General features: G+C 66.4%; 15 protein-coding genes. 7 read left to right on the top strand and 8 right to left on the bottom strand.

Annotation, left to right across the window (positions count from 1 at the left end):
• The first annotated feature begins 1 nt into the window (after position 1).
• Positions 2–544, top strand: coding sequence for a DUF937 domain-containing protein (locus AR323_RS09870; protein WP_057883823.1), 543 nt, complete (start codon positions 2–4; stop codon positions 542–544).
• A gap of 111 nt (positions 545–655) precedes the next feature.
• Here the strand turns inward: AR323_RS09870 and AR323_RS09865 are convergent, their stop codons facing one another.
• Positions 656–1,045, bottom strand: coding sequence for a DUF3597 domain-containing protein (locus tag AR323_RS09865; RefSeq protein ID WP_057883822.1), 390 nt, complete (start codon positions 1,043–1,045; stop codon positions 656–658).
• Between the two features lie 107 nt (positions 1,046–1,152).
• Here AR323_RS09865 and AR323_RS09860 point away from each other — a divergent pair, with 107 nt between their 5' ends.
• A complete protein-coding gene (locus AR323_RS09860; protein ID WP_057883821.1) occupies positions 1,153–1,356 on the top strand; it encodes a hypothetical protein in 204 nt (67 codons plus the stop codon).
• 21 nt (positions 1,357–1,377) lie between these two features.
• On the opposite strand, the gene AR323_RS09855 is transcribed toward AR323_RS09860, so the two are convergent.
• Both AR323_RS09855 and AR323_RS09850 read right to left on the bottom strand, forming a co-directional pair.
• Positions 1,378–2,049 carry an energy transducer TonB gene (locus AR323_RS09855; RefSeq protein WP_057883820.1) on the bottom strand — a complete coding sequence of 224 codons (672 nt, stop codon included), beginning with the start codon at positions 2,047–2,049 and terminating at the stop codon, positions 1,378–1,380.
• 88 nt (positions 2,050–2,137) lie between these two features.
• Positions 2,138–2,794 carry an alpha/beta hydrolase gene (locus AR323_RS09850; protein WP_057883819.1) on the bottom strand — a complete coding sequence of 219 codons (657 nt, stop codon included), beginning with the start codon at positions 2,792–2,794 and terminating at the stop codon, positions 2,138–2,140.
• A 98-nt stretch (positions 2,795–2,892) separates the two neighbouring features.
• On the opposite strand from AR323_RS09850, the gene AR323_RS09845 reads away from it, so the two are divergent.
• The 4 genes from AR323_RS09845 (at position 2,893) to AR323_RS09830 (ending at position 7,329) form a co-directional block, all read left to right on the top strand.
• Positions 2,893–3,984, top strand: a complete 1,092-nt coding sequence (locus AR323_RS09845) for a cysteine desulfurase family protein (RefSeq protein ID WP_057884099.1) — start codon at positions 2,893–2,895, stop codon at positions 3,982–3,984.
• On the top strand, positions 3,981–5,054 hold the full coding sequence (locus AR323_RS09840) for a cysteine desulfurase family protein (protein WP_057883818.1): 1,074 nt from the start codon (positions 3,981–3,983) through the stop codon (positions 5,052–5,054). Before AR323_RS09845 ends, AR323_RS09840 begins: the two co-directional genes overlap by 4 nt.
• Positions 5,051–5,380 carry a 2Fe-2S iron-sulfur cluster-binding protein gene (locus AR323_RS09835; RefSeq protein WP_057883817.1) on the top strand — a complete coding sequence of 110 codons (330 nt, stop codon included), beginning with the start codon at positions 5,051–5,053 and terminating at the stop codon, positions 5,378–5,380. The genes AR323_RS09840 and AR323_RS09835 overlap by 4 nt, the downstream gene beginning before the upstream one ends.
• 101 nt (positions 5,381–5,481) lie before the next feature.
• A complete protein-coding gene (locus AR323_RS09830) occupies positions 5,482–7,329 on the top strand; it encodes a DUF885 domain-containing protein (RefSeq protein WP_057883816.1) in 1,848 nt (615 codons plus the stop codon).
• 57 nt (positions 7,330–7,386) lie between these two features.
• Here the strand turns inward: AR323_RS09830 and AR323_RS09825 are convergent, their stop codons facing one another.
• Complete coding sequence (locus AR323_RS09825) at positions 7,387–7,932, bottom strand: type 1 glutamine amidotransferase domain-containing protein (RefSeq protein ID WP_057883815.1); 546 nt, start codon at positions 7,930–7,932, stop codon at positions 7,387–7,389.
• 89 nt (positions 7,933–8,021) lie between these two features.
• Here AR323_RS09825 and parC point away from each other — a divergent pair, with 89 nt between their 5' ends.
• Positions 8,022–10,322, top strand: a complete 2,301-nt coding sequence (gene parC, locus AR323_RS09820; RefSeq protein ID WP_057883814.1) for a DNA topoisomerase IV subunit A — start codon at positions 8,022–8,024, stop codon at positions 10,320–10,322.
• A gap of 83 nt (positions 10,323–10,405) precedes the next feature.
• On the opposite strand, the gene AR323_RS09815 is transcribed toward parC, so the two are convergent.
• From AR323_RS09815 to AR323_RS09800, 4 genes are all read right to left on the bottom strand, one after another.
• Positions 10,406–10,918 (bottom strand): hypothetical protein, encoded by a 513-nt coding sequence (locus AR323_RS09815; RefSeq protein ID WP_057883813.1) that lies wholly within the window; start codon positions 10,916–10,918, stop codon positions 10,406–10,408.
• A gap of 214 nt (positions 10,919–11,132) precedes the next feature.
• Positions 11,133–12,329 carry a CCA tRNA nucleotidyltransferase gene (locus AR323_RS09810; protein ID WP_057883812.1) on the bottom strand — a complete coding sequence of 399 codons (1,197 nt, stop codon included), beginning with the start codon at positions 12,327–12,329 and terminating at the stop codon, positions 11,133–11,135.
• Positions 12,322–12,921, bottom strand: a complete 600-nt coding sequence (locus tag AR323_RS09805; protein WP_057883811.1) for a CoA pyrophosphatase — start codon at positions 12,919–12,921, stop codon at positions 12,322–12,324. Before AR323_RS09805 ends, AR323_RS09810 begins: the two co-directional genes overlap by 8 nt.
• Complete coding sequence (locus AR323_RS09800) at positions 12,918–13,463, bottom strand: DUF1285 domain-containing protein (protein ID WP_057883810.1); 546 nt, start codon at positions 13,461–13,463, stop codon at positions 12,918–12,920. The genes AR323_RS09805 and AR323_RS09800 overlap by 4 nt, the downstream gene beginning before the upstream one ends.
• Positions 13,464–13,481: the final 18 nt, after the last annotated feature.

Below are 13,481 nucleotides of genomic sequence, written 5' to 3'. Positions count from 1 at the left end.
CATGAACCTTGGCCAGATGTTGCAGCAAACCGGCGCAATCGATTCGATGGCGCGCGAACTCAACGTAAGCCCCGATGTCGCGAAGACCGCGGCGGGCGCGCTGCTCCCGGCGATCGTCGCGGGGCTTGGGCGCAATCAGGTGGGCGCGGGCTCTTCGCGCGCGAACAGCGGCGGCCTGGGCGATGTTCTCGGAAGCGTTCTGGGCGGAGCGGGGGGCGGAGCCGCAGCGGGCGGCTTGGGCGGTCTCGGCGGCATCCTGCTCGACCAGGTGCTGCGGCAGGAGCCCACGCCGACCCAACCGGGTAACGACATTCTCGGCCAGATTTTCGGCAGCAAGGATGTCAGCCGCGGCGTGGCGGAAGAGGTTGCCGGATCGACTGGACTGCCGCCTGAACTGCTCAAGAAAATGCTGCCGATTCTCGCCATGGCGGTGGTCGGTTACATGATGAAGGGCAAAGGCGACGGCGATGCTGGCGGTAGCCCGCTCGGCGGTGCGCTGGGCGGCATTCTTGGTCAGGTCGTGACCGGAATGATGCGGCGCTAGAATACCCGCGCTGCCGCCCACGAAAACGCCGCCAAGTCATTCCCGACTTGGCGGCGGTTGCGATTCGGTCGCCACGACGAGGGGCCTCCCTCGATCTGGCGATCCGAACGATCAGTCGAGGAATTCGGCCGGAACCTTTCCGCCGTTGCGGGAGAGTTCGCCCATTACCTTGCGATGGAGCCAGACGTTGTCTTCCGCGGTGCCGGAATAGTCGGTGCGGCCCAGTTCCTGCGCTAGGGCCTTGCGGCTGTCGTAATCGGAATCGACCCCGATCAGCTTCATCAGGTCGACGATCGAGGTGCGCCAGTTGAGGCGATCCGCGCCGGGCATCGAATCGAGACTGTTCGTCACGTCGATTTCGGTCACTGCTGCAGTCGTCGATGGAGCAGGGGTCGGTGCGGGTGTTCCCGGAACCTGCGTCGTGTCGATGGTGGGAGGAGGAGCAGGCTCTGCGTGCGCCTTGCCGAAAATAGCGTCCTTGATCTTGCCGAAAATGCTCATGCATGGCTCCCGTCGCTAGTCAGCGGGCGACTCGTCCGCCCGCGTGATGAGGAAACTGCCACCAGTGCAGGCTGTTCCGCAATCGCGATCACGTTTATGGCGATGCAATGCTTTCGACGGTCCTTTCGGTGCTCGTGCTTGCCACCTTTGCCCTTGTCGGGGGCGCAATCTGGTTGTGGAACCGTCCCGGCATGCGGCGGCAGGCGATGCTGATGCTCGTTCTGGCGGGAATCGCGGTCGTGAACGTGGCGATCTGGACCTTGCCCGACAGCGAGGGGCGCTCGCCGATCGGGCAGGTCGCGGATCGATAGGTCGGTTCGTCCGGCAAGGATCTATTCGGGCAATTCCCAGCGAACCGAACTCACGTAACTGCCTGTAACGCTTGCCCCGGTCCCGTCCTTCGCGGGTTCGAACCGTGCCCGCTGGGTGACGAGGCTGCAGGTCGCCCGGTCCAGCTCGGCGTGGCCGCTGGAGGCGGTGATCGTGCAGTTCTGAACGCGCCCGCTGGAGGCGACTTCGAGGCGAAAGCGCGCTGTGCCTACCATTTCGCGGTTGATCCAGCTGGTTCGGTAGTCGTCTACCGTGACCCAGGTGCCCGGATTGCCGCGAGGCTTGGCGGCGACCGGATTGAACGACGGCCCGGCCGGTGTTGTGCTGGGCGTCGGTCGTGGGGCAACGTAAGGCGTGGTGTCCGGCGTCGGAATGATGACCGGAGTGGTATCGATGTTGGGCTCGATCGGATTGACGTCGATGATCGGCTTCGGCGCGACAACGGGTTTGTCGACGACCGCTTCGTCGGCGCGAGCGTCCGGTTGTGGCGGCGTCGGGGGAGGGGGCGGAAGCGGGACGACTACGTCGATGGCCTGCGGATTCTTCACCCGCTCCACGATCTGGGTAAAGTTCAGCCCGGTGACGAGCGCGTATCCAATGACGGCATGGATCGCGACGACGCCGACCACGGCTCCGGGGCGATCCTTCCAACTCCGATGTTGCAAATAGGCCATTGCGGCTCTCCTCTCGGCCGCAATGTTACAACATCACATATCCGCAGCAAGCGCTTTCGCGTTGCTTCCGGCTACCGAATGAACGGTATCAGCGGATCGGGCAGTCCGGCGAAAGGCGGAAGTCGAGGTATTTGTCGACCGAAAGCATCATGTCTTCCAGCTCGTGCTCGAAGAAATGGTTCGCCCGCGGAATCTCGTCGTGGTGAATCGTGATGTGCTTCTGCGTGCGCAGCTTCTCGACCAGCTTGCCGACCGAACTCGGCTGCACGACGGTATCCTGCGCGCCGTGCACGAAGATGCCGCTCGCCGGGCACGGGGCGAGGAACGTGAAGTCGTACATGTTCGCCGGAGCCGATACCGAAATGAACCCGCGAACCTCGGGGCGCCGCATCAGCAGCTGCATCCCGATCAGCGCGCCGAAGCTGACGCCCGCGACCCAGGTCGTCTGCGCTTCGGGGTGGACCGACTGCACCCAGTCGAGCGCCGATGCCGCATCGGACAATTCGCCCACTCCGTTGTCGAAGCTGCCCTGGCTGCGGCCGACCCCGCGGAAGTTGAACCGCAGGACGGCAAAGCCGCGATCGACGAAGGTCTTGTAGAGCCGCTGGACGATCCGGTCGTTCATCGTGCCCCCGCCGTGCGGGTGCGGGTGGAGGATCATCGCGACCGGCGCGCGCGGACGCGGTCCGGGGCTGAAACGGCCTTCGAGGCGGCCTTCGGGGCCGGGGAAGATCACTGAGGGCATGAAATCGCCTTATCGGAACGGTTTGCGTCGGGCACGCTGGTGCCCCACGGGTGGGCGGCTATATAGGCGTGAAGGCGAAAACCGCAATCGTGACGAACATCCCCCGCATCTATCTCGACCACGCAGCCACCACTCCGCTGCGACCGCAGGCGCGCGCGGCGATGGAGGAAGGCTTTGCGCTGTGGGCCAATCCGTCGAGCCCGCATGGCGAAGGACGCAGGGCGCGCGCCGCGCTCGAGGATGCGCGCGAGCGGATCAAGGCGTCGCTCGGATGGTCGGGGGAAGTCATCTTCACATCGGGCGCGAGCGAGGCGGCCGAACTGGCGCTCGATGCCGCAAACGCCGTCCACGACATCGCCAGCGCGGTGGAGCACGATGCCGTCCTGCGCGGCGATCGTCCGGAATGGACATTGCCGGTGCGTCCGGACGGGGCCGCCGACCTTCGGGCACTGTCGGCCGAAAGCCGCCCGTCGGACCTGCTGGTCGACGATCCGGAAAACCGCTCGCTGGTCGCGGTCCAGCACGTCAATTCGGAAACGGGCAACCGCCAGCACATCGGCTTTGCGGCCGAGGTCGTCCACGACAACGGCGGCCTGCTGCTGATCGACTGCGCGCAGAGCGCGGGCAAGTTCGCGATCCCGCAAATGGCCGACCTCGCGATCGTGTCCGCGCACAAGTTCGGCGGGCCGGTGGGCGTGGGGGCCTTGCTGGTGAAGGATTATGCGATGCTGCACCCGTCGGGCGGGCAGGAACGCGGATACCGTCGGGGGACCGAGAACCTTCCGGGCGTGCTCGCGATGGCGGCCGCGCTCGAAGCGTGCGGCGATCCCTATGTCGACCCCGGCGTGATCGAACCGCTCGATAGCTTCGCGAGCGAGGTGAGGGCGCTTGGCGGCGAGTGGCTGTCGGATCGCCTGTCCGACCCCACGCCCTATATCCGCGCGATCGCGATGCCGGGTATCTCGGCGCAGGCCCAGCTCATGCGGTTCGACATGGCGGGTATCGCCGTCAGCCAGGGATCGGCGTGCTCGTCGGGCACGATGAAGCGCAGCCATGTCCTGACCGCGATGGGCCTACCCGACGAGCTTGCCGACCGCACGATCCGCGTCAGTTTCGGCTGGACCACCACGCGCCAGGAGGTCGAGCGGTTTTGCGAGGTCTGGCTGGATATGGCACGGCAGGCGGGATGATCTACCTCGACTACCAGGCGACGACGCCGCTTGCGCCCGAAGCGCGCGAGGCCATGCTGCGCTGGCTCGATGGCCCCGGCGGCGACGGGTTCGGCAACCCGCACTCGGCCCACCGCATGGGCCGCATGGCAAAGGCCGCTGTCGAACTTGCGCGCGATCAGGTCGCGGCGCTGATGCCGCCGGGTGGCCGGGTCGTGTTCACCTCGGGCGCGACCGAGGCGATCAACCTCGCGATCCGGGGGACCGGCGGTCCGGGCAATGTCGCTGTGTCCGCGATCGAGCACGCGGCGGTGCTGGATACCGCGCCCGGCGCCCATCGCCTGGCGGTCGATGGCGAGGGGATCTGCGATCCGGAACAGCCGTTGCCCGCCGGCACGCGGCTTGTTGCAGTGATGCAGGTCAACAACGAGATCGGCACGATTCAGCCCACCCTCGCATGGCAGCGCAGGGCGAAAGCCGCAGGGGCCCTGTTCCTCTGCGACGCCGTGCAGGCATACGGCAAGATAGACGTGACGGGAGCCGACCTCATCGCGATCAGCGCGCACAAGCTCTACGGACCCAAGGGCGTGGGCGCGCTTTGGGTGCGCGACGGTGTGGACATCGCCGAGGTCCAGACGGGCGGCGGGCAGGAGTTCGGGCTGCGATCGGGCACCGTCAGCCCCGCGCTCGTCGCCGGTATGGGTGCGGCAGCAGCCTTGGCCAAGGATCAGATGGCCGCCGATGCCGAACACATCAACGGCTTGTGGGACAGGGCGGCGGAACTGTTTGCGCACTGGGACCTCAACGGTAGCGCATCGAGGCGGTGGTTCGGCAATCTCAACGTGCGGCTCGACGGCCTCGACGTCGCTCGCCTGATGAGCGATTGCCGGTCGATCATGTTCTCCGCCGGGTCCGCCTGCGCGAGCGGATCGGGGCGGCCGAGCCACGTTCTCAGGGCCATCGGTCTGTCCGACGCCCAAGCCAAGAGTTCGATCCGTCTCGGCTTCGGCCGCTATACCACGGTCGGCGAGATCAAGGAGGCTGCGGCCTTGATTAACGCCGCCGCCGCGGCACAAGGTATCCCGGCATGATCAGGGTTTCCTTCACCGATCCGCGCGGAACCGTCGTCGAGGCCGAGGCAGAGCCTGGCGACAACCTGCTGCGTCTGGGTCAAGCTAAAGGCTTGCCGCTTGAGGGCACCTGCGAGGGACAGATGGCCTGTTCCACCTGCCACGTGATCGTGGCGCCCGAATGGTTCGATCGTCTGCCGCGCGCCAGCGAGGAGGAAGAGGACATGCTCGACCTCGCTGCCGGAGCCTGCCGCACCAGCCGTCTTGCCTGTCAGATCGACCTGAACGTGTCGCTTGATGGCCTTGCGGTCACGGTCCCGTCCGAAAGCTACGACATGCGCCGCTGATGTTGGTCCGGCTCGGTGGGTAGTCGGTCGATTGGAATTGGTCCGCCGGGCTTGCTGCGGTAGCGAGCCGACACGGAGTTCAGAATACCGGGAGAGAATTGATGCGTTTTGCCTATGCCCTTTTGCTTGCCGCCGCGCCGGTCGCGGTCATGGCACCCGCAATTCCCGCCTTTGCGCAGGACACTGCGGCGCAAGCGGCTTCTGTACCGAACAATGCCGCGCTGCGCGCATGGTTCGAAGCGAAGTACGAGGAGCAGATACTCGACAGCCCGCTCCGTCTTACGAGCCTTGGCCGCAAGGAACGCTACGGCGAGATCGACGATCTCTCGCTCGCGGCGCAGGACAAGGATCTCGCCTGGGCGAAGGCGAGCGTGGAAGAGATGGAGCGGACGTTCGATTACGCCAGCCTCAACGCAGCCGACAAACTCTCGTACGACTTGTGGAAGTACGAGTACGAGCAGGCCGCGAAGGCCGCCGAGTGGCGCGACAGCGGCTACGTGTTCACGCAGATGCAGGGCATCCACGTGTTCCTGCCCACGTCGCTGATCTCGCAGCATCGGGTCGATACGGCGCAGGACATGCGCGATTACATCTCGCGCGTCGGCGGTATCGGCCGGGCCATCGGGCAACTGGTCGACATCGCCGAGCCGCGCGCGGCGAATGGGGTGCGCCCGCCCTATTTCGCCTATGACTTCGTGATCGCCGAGGCGACGAAGCTGAAGTCCGGCGCTCCGTTCGACGGCGGCGCGGACAATGCCATCTGGCAGGACGGCAAGGCCAAGATCGCCAAGCTGGTCGAAGCCGGGACGATCACAGCGGCCGAAGGCGATGCGATGCGCGGCCAACTCGAGGCCGCGCTCAAGGGCGGCTACAAGGCGGGTTACGACCGGCTGGTGAACTTCATGACCGCCGACAAGCCCAATGCCGCCAAGGTGGCGACCGGGGTCGGCGCGTTGCCGAACGGCCAGGCCTATTACGCCCACCGCCTCGCCGCCTCGACGACAACCGACCTCACCCCCGAACAGGTCCACCAGATCGGCCTCGACGACGTGAAGCGCATTCATGCCGAGATGGAGGCGATCAAGGACAAGGTGGGCTTCGAAGGCGATCTGAAGGCCTTCTTCGAGCACGTGAAGACCGATCCGGCGAACTATTATCCGCAGGGCGAGGAGGGGGCGAAGGCCTATATCGACGCGGCAACCGCGGCGATCGACAACATCGAAAGCAAGCTGCCGCAATACTTCGGCCTGCTGCCGAAGGCCGCGCTGGAGGTGAAGCGGGTCGAACCGTTCCGCGAGCAGGCCGGAGGGGCGCAGCATTACCGTGCGGCGACGCCCGATGGTTCGCGTCCCGGCGTCTATTACGCGCACCTGTCCGACATGAGCGCGATGCCCAAGAACATGCTCGAGGTGATCGCCTATCACGAAGGCCTGCCGGGCCACCACATGCAGATTTCGATCGCGCAGGAGCTCGAAGGCGTGCCGACGTTCCAGACCCAGGTGGGATACGGCGCGTTCTCGGAAGGCTGGGGCCTTTATTCGGAGCGCCTGGCGAAGGAGATGCCGGGGACGTACACCGATCCCATTTCCGACTTCGGTCGCCTGAGCTCGGAACTCTGGCGCGCTATCAGGCTCGTGGTCGACACCGGCGTGCATTCCAAGGGATGGACCGAAGACCAGGCGATCGCCTATTTCACCGCCAACTCTCCGCAGAACGCGGAAACGGTGCGCAACGAAGTACGGCGCTACATCGTCTGGCCGGGCCAGGCGACGAGCTACAAGATCGGGATGAACAAAATCCTCGACCTGCGGGCCGAGGCCGAGCGCGAACTGGGCGCGAAATTCGACATTCGCGGTTTCCACGACGCGGTGCTCGGCGGCGGGTCGCTGCCCCTGTCGCTGCTCGAACGCCGGGTCCGCGGCTGGATCGCGGAGCGCAAAGCGGCGTGACGCAGAAACGGCCCCGCCGCATGTTTGCAGCGGGGCCATTGTCGCGAAACCGAAGCCTCAGGCGTCTTCGGCGACCTTCGCGTCCTGAAGCATTGCGATCAGCGCCTTGCTGAAGGCAGGGATGTCGTCCGGATTGCGGCTCGTGATCAGGTTGCCGTCGATCGCGACTTCCTGATCCACGACCTTGCCGCCCGCATTTTCCAGGTCGGTCCGAACCGAAGGCCAGGCCGTGACGGTGCGCCCGTCGACGATATCGGCCTCGATCAGCAGCCACGGGGCGTGGCAGATCGCGGCGATCGGCTTTCCGGCATCGTTGAAGTCCTCGATCAGGTCGATGACCGTATCGTTCATCCGCAGGATGTCGGGGTTCATCTGGCCGCCGGGAAGCAGCAGGGCATCGTAATCGCCTTCGCTGACTTCATCGACCGTCATGTCGACCTTCACCGAACGGCCCCAGTCCTTCTGGTCCCAGCCCTTGATCTCGCCGTCCTCGAGGCTGGCGACGATCGTCTCGAAACCCGCGGCTTCCAGGTTGGCCTTCGGCTTTTCGAGTTCCGACTGCTCGAAGCCGTCGGTGGCGATAATGAGTACGCGCTTGGTCATTGGGGATCTCCTTTGCCCACCATACGCGTGGGGATAGCGAGACGTTCCGCCGTTGAGCGCCGGGCCGTGGCGCTGCTAGGGCCGCCGGCATGGCAGATATCATCGAAGCCGAGAAAGACCCGTTCGACGCGATCGTCGACGCCCCGTTCGATAGCGCGCTGTCTGAGCGGTATCTCGTCTATGCCCTGTCGACGATCACCGCCCGCTCGTTGCCCGACCTGCGCGACGGACTGAAGCCGGTCCACCGCCGCCTGTTGTGGGCGATGCGGCAATTAAAGCTCAACCCCACCGACGCGTTCAAGAAAAGCGCCCGCGTGGTCGGCGACGTGATCGGCAAGTATCACCCGCACGGCGACGCATCGGTCTATGACGCGATGGTCCGCCTCGCACAGAGTTTCGCGCTGCGTTATCCGCTGGTCGAGGGGCAGGGCAACTTCGGCAACATCGACGGCGATAACGCCGCGGCCTACCGCTACACCGAGGCACGCCTCACGCGCACCGCGATGCTGCTGATGCAGGGACTCGACGAAGGCACGGTCGATTTCATCCCGACCTATAACGGGGAGGAGGAAGAGCCGGAAATCTTCCCCGGGCTGTTCCCCAACCTGCTCGCCAACGGATCGAGCGGGATCGCGGTGGGCATGGCGACCAACATCCCGAGCCACAACGTGGCCGAGGTGATCGACGCATCGCTCGAACTGCTCGACAATCCGCACGCCGAACACGGGCGGCTGATGGAGCTGTTTCGCGGACCAGACTTCGCCACCGGCGGGCTTGTGGTGGACAGCGCGGCGACGATCTCAGCCGCTTACGAGACGGGCCGCGGCAGCTTCCGGATGCGGGCGCGATTTCACGCCGCCGAGGCGAAGGATGAGGCGGACCGGCTGGCCGGGATCGAGCGGCTGGGCAGCGGGCAATGGCAACTCGTCATCAGTGAAATTCCCTACCAGGTCGCCAAGGGCAAACTGATCGAGCAGGTCGCGCAGCTGATCGCCGACAAGAAGCTGCCGATCCTCGAAGACGTGCGCGACGAAAGCGACGAGGCGATCCGTATCGTCTTCGTGCCGCGCAGCCGCAACGTCGACCCGGAACTGCTCAAGGAATCGCTCTACAAGCTGACCGATCTGGAAACGCGCTTCGGCCTCAACCTCAACGTGCTCGACGCCCAGGCGGGCGTGGGGCGGGTACCGATGGTCATGGGGCTGAAGGAGGTCCTGCTCCACTGGATCGCGAGCCAGATCGACATCCTGCAGCGCCGCAGCCGTCACCGGCTCGAGCAGATCGCCAGGCGTCTCGAGCTCGTCGAAGGCTACATCGTCGCCTACCTGAATCTCGATCGGGTGATCGAGATCATCCGTACCGAGGACGAGCCCAAGCCGCTGATGATGGCCGAGTTCAACCTGACCGACCGGCAGGTCGAGGCGATCCTCAACATGCGGCTGCGCAGCTTGCGCAAGCTCGAGGAGATGGAGCTTCGTGGCGAGCGCGACGCGCTGATGAAGGAGCAGGAGGAACTCGAAAAGCTGCTCGGCTCGCCCGCGCGCCAGCGCACGCGCCTGCGCCGCGACCTGGAGGCGCTGCGCAAGGAGTACGGACCCGATACCCTGCTCGGCGCGCGGCGCACGACCATCGCCGAGGCTGCTCCGACGGTTGAATTCAATCCCGATGCGATGATCGAGAAGGAGCCGGTCACGGTCATCCTGTCGCAGCGCGGCTGGATTCGCGCGGCGCGCGGACATCTGCCGCTCGATCAGGACTGGAAGTTCAAGGAGGGAGACGGGCCGGCCTATGCGCTCCACGCGCAGACGACCGACAAGATCCTGCTGGCCGGCGACGACGGTCGCTTCTTCACGCTGGGCGCCGACAAGTTGCCCGGCGCACGCGGGTTCGGCGAGCCGGTACGCACGATGATCGACATCGATTCCGAGGCGACGGTGGTCGCGGCACTGGTGCACAAACCCAAGGGCCAGTTGCTGCTTGCCGCATCGAGCGGGAAGGGGTTCGCCGCCGAGACCGACGAACTCCTCGCTGAGACGCGCAAGGGCCGCCAGGTCGTGAACCTGAAGCCGGGGCAGAAGGTGGTGGCCGTGCGCGAGATCGCGCCCGAACACGATCACGTCGCGGTCGTCGGCGACAACCGCAAGCTGGTGGTGTTCCATCTCGAGGAATTGCCGATCCTCGGGCGCGGGCAGGGCGTTACCCTGCAGCGCTATCGCGACGGCGGCCTTTCGGACGCGACCACGTTCAGGCTGGAAGACGGCCTGAGCTGGGCGATGGGTGGCGAAACCGGGCGCACGCGCACCGAGGGCGACATCTGGCAATGGAAAGTCGCGCGCGGCGCTGCGGGTCGGTTGCCGCCACAGGGCTTCCCCAAGAGCAATCGCTTCTGACAAAAAGAACGGGCCGGCCGCGGATTTTTCCGCTGCCGACCCGTTCGCGACCCGAAGGGCTCGAGGGGTTTTGAGCCGTCCGGTTATTCGCTCGCTTGGCCGGTCGAAGCGGCGGCGGCAATCTGGTCTGCGGTGAACAGTGCCACCAACGCGCCCTGCGCATTTACCGCGAAGTGCTCGCGCTTCAGCGCCACGGCGCCGCTCGGACTTTCGAGCACGACGGCATCGCCTTCGACGGACTTGATGGTGCCGGTCGGGGTACCGTTCGCGGTGGCGACAGCGGTGCCCGCGACGAGCGCGGCATCGCGCTTGGCCGCTGCGGCTGCAAGCTGTTCGGCCATCATCGAATCGACCTGAGCCTTGGTGACGGTGATCGTCGGACCCTTGTCGCTGGTTGCGAACGCGTTTTCAGGCAGGGGTGCCTTGTGAGTCCCGGTGTCGACGGTCACCACGCCGCCTGCGACGCTGACGACCGTACCCACTTCCGCACCGTCCGATCCATAGACTTTCGCACCGGCGGCAACCTGCGCGAACGCTGCAGCAGGCAGGATAACGGTGGCGAGGGCGGCCGAAACGGCCAGTCTTGCAAGCTTCATGATCTTTGTCTCCGTATTCGACGCCCCCGGTCGTAAGACCTTGCGGGGCAGGAAAGGGGTGTGCGTTGAAAAGCCTTGCGTTTCTGGCAGGCATGGCGCCCTGCGAGGCAGGGCCACGACCGGACGGTCGCTCGCACAAGATGGCCGCGATGGGCCAAGATCAAGAAAGCGTTGGGGCCGCCCGCAGGCAACCTTCGAGGGGGCAGGCTGACGGTTAAACGGGACGGGCCGACAGATATTCCGCCAGGATCGCCTCGACCCGTGCGCGATCGGGAAAGCCCTCGTCGACCCACTGGCGCTCGACGGAGCGCAGGATGCGGGCGACTTCCGGCCCCGCCGCAACACCACTGGCCACGATCTCGCCACCCTTGAGCGGCAGCATCGGCGGCTCCCAACCAGTCAGCGGTGCGGGGTCGGCTCCCGTCATCAGCAGGCGGTCGATCGCGCAGGGCACGCCCACGGCGTAAGCGAGCGCGCGGGGATTGTCGCCGTCGCGCATGTCGCGCGCGGCAACGCAGGCCAGCCGCTCGCGCTGGCTGCGCGACAGCCGCAACCGGGCCGCGACGCTTTCACCCACGGGGGGCACCGCCGGTAGCAGTGCCGCAAGCCGCCTCATCGCGTCGGGCGCGACGCCGTGGGCGGTTTCGGCCGCCACGAGCTGGCCCAGCCGCTCGACCTCATGCTTGCCCGCTTCGGGCAGGATCACCTGCAACACGCCCAGTTCGCGCATCCGGGCGACGGTTGCCGAAGGATCGGGCAGGGCCAAGAGGTTCTGCAACTCCCAACCAACTCGCTCGCGGCTCAGGCCCTTCAGGCTCGATGCGAGCTCGGCGCAGGCCTCTTCCGCCTCGGCATCGAGCTGCGATCCGAACCGGGACTGGAAGCGAAAGTAGCGCAGGATCCGCAGGTAATCCTCGCGAATGCGCTGGCGCGCATCGCCGATGAAGCGCACGCGGCGGGCGGCAAGATCCGCCACGCCGCCGAAGTAGTCGTGGACCTCAAGCGTGTGCGGATCGGCGTAGAGCGCGTTGATCGTGAAATCGCGCCGCGCCGCATCGTCCTTCCAGTCGCTCGCGAAGGCGACGGTGGCGCGCCGCCCGTCGGTCGAGACGTCGTGTCGCAGGGTCGTGATCTCGACATTGCCGCCCTCGACGATCGCGGTCACCGTGCCGTGATCGATGCCCGTGGGGATCGTGCGGATCCCGACTGCGTCCAGCCGGTCGATCACCTCCACTGGCTTGAGCGGCGTCGCCGCGTCGATATCGTGGACGGGCGCACCAAGCAGCGTGTCGCGCACCGCCCCACCGACCCACCGGGCGTTGCCCGGTCCCAGCGCCTCGACGAGTTTCGCGAGCTGCGGCCGCGATGTCCACTCGGCTGCTGGCAGGCTTGTGGGAGTCGATTCAGCCATCGAACAGCTCGGCCAATTCGAGGCGCCGCGACAGGTTGCCGATGATCGCGGCGGTCACGCCCCAGATGCGGTGCTGCTGCCAGACGATCTCGAAATAGGTGCGCGGCGCACCTTCCCATTCGACCGTTCGGGGCGTGCGATTGGCGGGGTCGAGCACATACGCCAGCGGCGGCTCGAACCAGTCGGCCACCTCGTCGGGGTTCGGGACGATCGGCAAGTCGGGCGGGACGACCGCTAAAACCGGTGTCACGTCGTAGCCGGTGCGAGTCCGGAAAGGGTCGGAGGCGCCAATCACGCGGACGTCGCGCGGGTGGATGCCCAGCTCCTCGTGCGCCTCGCGCAGTGCGGCCTCAATCGCGTCCTCGCCAGGATCGATCTTGCCGCCGGGAAATGCGGCCTGGCCCGCGTGGCTGCGCATCGTTTCGGGGCGGTGGGTCACAAGCACGCCCGGCTCGCCTCGTTCGGTGACCGCGATCAGCACGGCCGCCGGACGCAGCAGGTCGGGCGGCGCCATCACGTCGGTCAGCAGCTCGACGTCGCGCGCATGACCGGCCTCGAACACGCGCGTCAGCCGGTCGAACAGCGCGCTCATTCTGGCACCAGCGAAAAGGTCGAGCCCTCGCTCGACACCCACCAGCCGTCGCCCCGGTCGATCGCGAGCCGGGCGAGCTGTTCGTACGTCGACCGGTTGAGCCGCGCCTCACACCCCCGCCGAACACCGAGGTAGAGCGCGGGCGTTTCGGCGTCGCCGCGAGCGATCAGCGGGTGATCGGGCCCGGCGATCACGATCTCGTCGGTGTTGAGCCGAAAGGCGAGCGCGCCGTCGCGTTCGACCAGGTCGGTCGCGACGAAAGCCGCATCCTCGACATCGATCGACAGCTTCTGCACCGGGGTCACCAGCCAGTGGCCGTCGCCGTCTCGCACCAGAAGCGAGGCGAACGAACGGACCATCGCGGGTCGGGAGATCGGACTGCCTTCGTGGGTCCAGCTCCCGTCGGCCCGGATCGCCATGTGGCTATCGCCGGTCGCGGCGGGAGACCACTGCTCGACCGGGGGCAGCTTGCGGCTTGCCACCGCCTCGGCCAGTTGGGCGAGCGACAGTCCGGCAATCTCGGGGGGCGGCTCGTATGGCATCGGTCTGGGCGATGCCAG

Origin of the sequence: Tsuneonella troitsensis (assembly GCF_001441535.1) — a bacterium.
Lineage (GTDB): Bacteria > Pseudomonadota > Alphaproteobacteria > Sphingomonadales > Sphingomonadaceae > Tsuneonella > Tsuneonella troitsensis.
Note: the sequence above shows the minus strand (reverse complement) of the source record. Positions and strands in the feature narration are given on the sequence as shown.